This is a genomic window from Luteibacter sp. P4_E6 (genome assembly GCF_056401535.1).
In genome coordinates this window covers 1-4722 of record NZ_JBFUJE010000308.1, presented here as the reverse complement: position 1 = coordinate 4722, position 4722 = coordinate 1, and the positions used below count along the sequence as shown (strand labels likewise).

Here is a 4722-nt window from a genome sequence, read left to right as displayed (position 1 = left end):
GTTCGGATCGATCATCGCCGGAATCTTGCCGTTCGGATTGAGCGACTCGAACTCCGGCGTCTTGTTCTCGTTCTTCATGATGTCGACGAGGTGTACCTCGTACGGCAACCCGAGCTCCTCGAGCAGGATCGAGGTCTTTACCCCGTTGGGGGTCGGTAGCGAATACAGCTGGATGCGATCAGGATGCGCGGCGGGCCAGCGCGAGGTGATCGGGAACGCGGAGAGATCTGACATGCTGCCTTTCCTTCGGGCCGTGACCTTTCGAAGGTAGGTCGTTACCACGCTCGATTCAATGGGCCGACGGTAAGGCAGCGTCCTCATCGAGACCACTTTCCCGAATGCCCCCCATTGCCGTAGGGGTCTGCCGTGGGTGGGCCGCGAGCCACCATGAACGAGCTCGACCACGTTATCGTCCGCACCGCCCCACGAAAAGGACTTCCATGGCTGCGCCCCGCCGCCCACCACCGCTGCGCCCCGCTCTTCACGCACTGGTCTTTTCTGCGCTCGGCCCCCTCCTTGCCAGCACGTCCCATGCTCGTTCGACCAACGCCGTTGACCGTTTCGACGAGGCGATCGCTCGCGAACTACCCCAGACCATCGTGCTTTCCGACGGCAAAGGCGGCGGCGCCCTTGTCATCGAGTCGCTACTCGATGTTGAACTTCACTTCCCCGACGTGTCAGGGGACGTGCCGGGGGCCATGTATCGGGTGACATGGCAGGGCGAGCAAGCCGTGCTAACCCGTTCCGGCGGTCACTTGGATATCAGCGTGCCTCGTTCCGGCGACATGGAAGTCACGACTTTCGACCGCGACGCGGAAGGCAGCCATCAGGGCCGCCCCGATGCGCCTCGTGGCAACGATGAATCTGCAGCGCACCGCGCATCAAGACAACGACGGGCGGTGCCACGAGATGCACGAAACGGCACCACGGCTGCAAGTCGGCCTCGGGCAGCATCTTCGCCCGTCCTGGTCTTCTGGCTTTTCCTTCACGACGACACCCTCGACATGACACGGGAACACATCCACGCGAAGTATGTCGCCTGGTGGATCGCCGACATGAAGAGAATCCTGCCGACCAGGCGCTTGTGGGCAATCTACAGCCAGCAAGTCGACGGACTGACCGATATCGCTTATGGACAGGCTTCATCGCTCAAGGACTGGACGACGGCCGTGGACAGCTATGCACGTCGCGAAAAGCTTCCCCACGTTCGCGGCGAGTTCGAATACAAGTTCATGCTGCTGACGGGCAACCAGGTTGCGCCGGGCGTATCCGGACTTGCGTGGCTTGGCGGCGACCACGCCATGGCTTCACTCAAGGGCCGTTACACCATCGTTGCCCATGAGTACGGCCACACGCTGACTGCCAGCCACGAAGACGCCGAAGTACGCTGGTCGTCAGGCTGGCCGTGCGAAACGAACCTCAAGTCAACCACCAGCCTGCTGCGCGCCAATTGCTACCGCTACTCGGCGGCGAACGAACGGCGCATGCGTTCCTATATGGCCAACGAGTGGACCGTGCCGGTGCGTCCGGACCCGCCGGACACACCGCATTACATGGTCGAATGACCGGAGGGCATCTCAGTCGCGATTGAGCTTGCTGTGCTTCACGCCATAGGTGAAGTAAACGATCAAACCGATCGCCATCCATATTGCAAAGCGCTCGAAGGTGATCCACGGCAGGCCCCAGATCAGCGCCAGCGAGAACAGGATGCCCAGCGGGGCGACAAACCACACCGCCGGCGTCTTGAACTTCCGCTCCAGGTCGGGCTTGCGCACGCGCAGCACGAGCACCGAGGCGCAAATCAGGATGAAAGCGCTGAGCGTGCCGATATTGACCAGTTCGGCCACTTCACCGATGGGCAGCAGGCCGGCGACCGCGGCGGTAAAGATGCCGAGAATCATCGTCGGGCGAGCGGGCGTGCCGAATCGCGGGTGGACACGGGCGAACCATGCCGGCAGCAAGCCATCGCGCGACAGCGCGAACCAGATGCGCGCCGCACCCAACATGAAAGCGAACAACACGCTGATGACGCCGATAACCGCCGCCACGGCGATCACGTTGCTCAGCCACGGCAGGCCGATGGCATTGAAGGCATCGGACACCGATGCTTCACCATTGAGCGTGCCATAGGGCACGATGCCCGTGAGCACCAGGGATACCGCGATATAGAGAACCATCGCCACAGCCAGCGACAGCAGCACCGCACGCGGAAGATCGCGCTGCGGATCCTTGGCTTCCTCGGCCGCGGTGGTCAGCGTGTCATAGCCGAACACGGCGAAGAACACGACGCTCGCGCCAGTCAGCACGCCCTGCCAGCCGAAGTGGCCCATGCCCTTATCGTCGAACACGCGCTCGGGAATGAACGGGTGCCAGTTCGCCGTATTGATGTAGAACGCGCCGACACCGATCACCAGCGCCACGCCGATCACTTTGATGCCGACGATCACCGTGTTGAGGCGCGCGCCCCACTCCGTTTTCACCGAAAGTAGAATGGCGACGAATACCGAGATGGCGGCGGCTATGATGTTGAAGCGGTGTCCATCCGTGGGGGCGGCGACCGGATGGGCGAAGCTCACGCCGAGCGGCCCGACGGCGTGCTGCCAGTAGTACGCCATGGTGTCGGCGCTCATGCTTTTCTGCGCCCACTCGGGCAGGTGCACACCCGCCGACGACAGCAGCACCTGCACGTAGCCGGACCAGCCGATGGCGACGACGGCGACCACCAGCGCGTATTCGAGGAGCAGATCCCAACCGATGATCCAGGCGGCGCCTTCGCCGAGTACGGCGTAACCGTAGGTGTAGGCACTGCCGGTGACCGGGATCAGGCCGGCGAACTCGGCGTAGCACAGCGCGGCGCAGGCACTGCCCAGACCCGCGATGATGAAACTGAGGGCGACCGCCGGGCCGGCATTGAGCGCCGCCTGCTGGCCAGCGAGCACGAAAATGCCCACGCCGATGATGCCGCCGATGCCGATGGCCGTGAGCTGCCACAGACCCAGCACCCGCCGGAAGTCCTTGCGCTGACCAACCTCGGCCTGCAACTGCTCGACGGACTTGTGGCGGAGGAACTTGGCTAACGACATCGGGGGATCCCTTGGACTGGCTGACCGGGGATCATACCTGCGGCAGGCCGCGGTGGGATGCCGCAGCCCCATGTGGGAGCCGATTCATCGGCGAAACCAGCCGCCTCAGCGCTGATCCAGCGCCCTACGCCCCAACGCCGGGTCATCGGTGAAGAACGCATCGATCCCCGTCGCCAGGTAGGCGCGAATCTCCGCTACCGACCCCGCCTCGTTCCGGGCAGCGTCCCCCGCATCATTGCGAAAATCCGCAGCGAGGAAGTGGTTCTCAGGCCGGAACGTGTACGGGTGGACCTCAAGGCCCACGGCATGCGCGTCATGGACCAACGGTGCCACCGGGGCCAGCCGACCGTCTTTACCCAACGGGATGATGCTGCGTGTCGATGGGCCGATGGCGTCGGCATAGACGGCGACCGCCTTGAGGCCAGCCGGCGTCATCATCTGACCGTACGTCGTGCCTGCATCGTCGGCGGGATGCTCCGCCGCGGCGTCCATCAGCTGGAGGAGGCGGATATTCGGGTGCGCCTTGCCTAGCTTACCGTGCAGGTACTTGAGGTTGCCGATCTCGAAGGACTGGATCTCGACCGGCGCGGAACGCGTGTAAGCGTGGGATGCGAGGGTGGCCAGCACCCGGTCTTCCATCGGCAGGCCAACGCCGCGGAAATATGTGGAGTGCTTGATCTCGGGAATGATCCCGATGACGCGCCCGCGCGCCGACGACTCGGCCGCGACGAACTCGATCATCTCGTCGAAGGTCGGCACGCTGAACTGGCCGTCGAACGCGGTATTGGCCTTACGGATATCGGCGAGACGTTCGCGGGCGCGAAGCGTCTTCAACTCCGCGAGCGTGAAGTCCTCGGTGAACCAGCCGGTGAGCTGCACGCCGTCGACCGTCTTCGTCGTGCGACGGCCGGCGAATTCCGGATGAGCGGCGACATCGGTCGTGCCGCCGATGTCGTTTTCGTGGCGGATGACCAGCACCCCATCCTTGGTCGACACCAGGTCGGGCTCGACGAAGTCGGCGCCGTCTTCGACGGCGACGGCGTAGGAGGCGAGCGTGTGCTCCGGCCGAAGCGCGCTCGCGCCGCGGTGCCCGATAACGAGGACCTTCGCGGCAAGGGGCTTCGCCGGTGCGGTTGCGGCATGCGAGGGCATCGAGAGCGCTCCTAGCGCCAGGGCGAGAGCGCACGAGGATAAGACATACGAGGAGCGCGCATATGAAGAGCGGCCAAGAACCTTCATCAGAAATCCGCCGTGAGGGTGACGAAGCTCTGCCGCGGCGCGCTGGCGTGGAACGCGAGCGCGCGGCCGTTCGGGTCCGTCGCCGCGAAGGCGGTCAGGTTGGTCGCGTAACGGTGGTCGGTAAGATTGGTGATGTTCAGGGCCAGGGTGAGCGCCTTGAGGCTGGCGATGGGGCCAAAGTTATAGCTCGCACCGAAGTCGAAGGCGGTGGCACCGGCCACGCTCTGGTCGTTGGTATAGGTGTAGTAGCGCTTACCGGTGTATTTGCCCTGCAGGCTGGCCGACCACGGACCGTAGGTATAGCTGATCTCGCTCGCGAGCATGCGCTTGGGCGTATCGACGGTGGTCTTGCCCTTCACCGGCACGACCTGGCCGCTGGCGACATAGTTGTCGTCATACC

5 protein-coding genes are annotated in these 4722 nt (G+C 64.1%); 1 reads left to right on the top strand and 4 read right to left on the bottom strand.

Annotated elements, in window-relative coordinates; all coding sequences use genetic code 11:
- On the bottom strand, window positions 1-234 hold a 234-nt coding region (locus AC1DT2_RS16085; RefSeq protein ID WP_477297413.1), incomplete at its 3' end, for a glutathione S-transferase N-terminal domain-containing protein.
- Window positions 235-440: 206 nt separating this feature from the next.
- On the opposite strand from AC1DT2_RS16085, the gene AC1DT2_RS16080 reads away from it, so the two are divergent.
- Complete coding sequence (locus AC1DT2_RS16080; protein ID WP_477297411.1) at window positions 441-1565, top strand: hypothetical protein; 1125 nt, start codon at window positions 441-443, stop codon at window positions 1563-1565.
- 12 nt (window positions 1566-1577) lie between these two features.
- On the opposite strand, the gene AC1DT2_RS16075 is transcribed toward AC1DT2_RS16080, so the two are convergent.
- The 3 genes from AC1DT2_RS16075 to AC1DT2_RS16065 all read right to left on the bottom strand — a co-directional run.
- Window positions 1578-3083, bottom strand: coding sequence for an amino acid permease (locus AC1DT2_RS16075; protein WP_477297410.1), 1506 nt, complete (start codon window positions 3081-3083; stop codon window positions 1578-1580).
- A gap of 105 nt (window positions 3084-3188) precedes the next feature.
- Window positions 3189-4235 carry a glycerophosphodiester phosphodiesterase gene (locus AC1DT2_RS16070; RefSeq protein ID WP_477297408.1) on the bottom strand — a complete coding sequence of 349 codons (1047 nt, stop codon included), beginning with the start codon at window positions 4233-4235 and terminating at the stop codon, window positions 3189-3191.
- A gap of 86 nt (window positions 4236-4321) precedes the next feature.
- Window positions 4322-4722: TonB-dependent receptor domain-containing protein (locus tag AC1DT2_RS16065; protein ID WP_477297406.1), on the bottom strand; the 401-nt coding region annotated here is incomplete at its 5' end.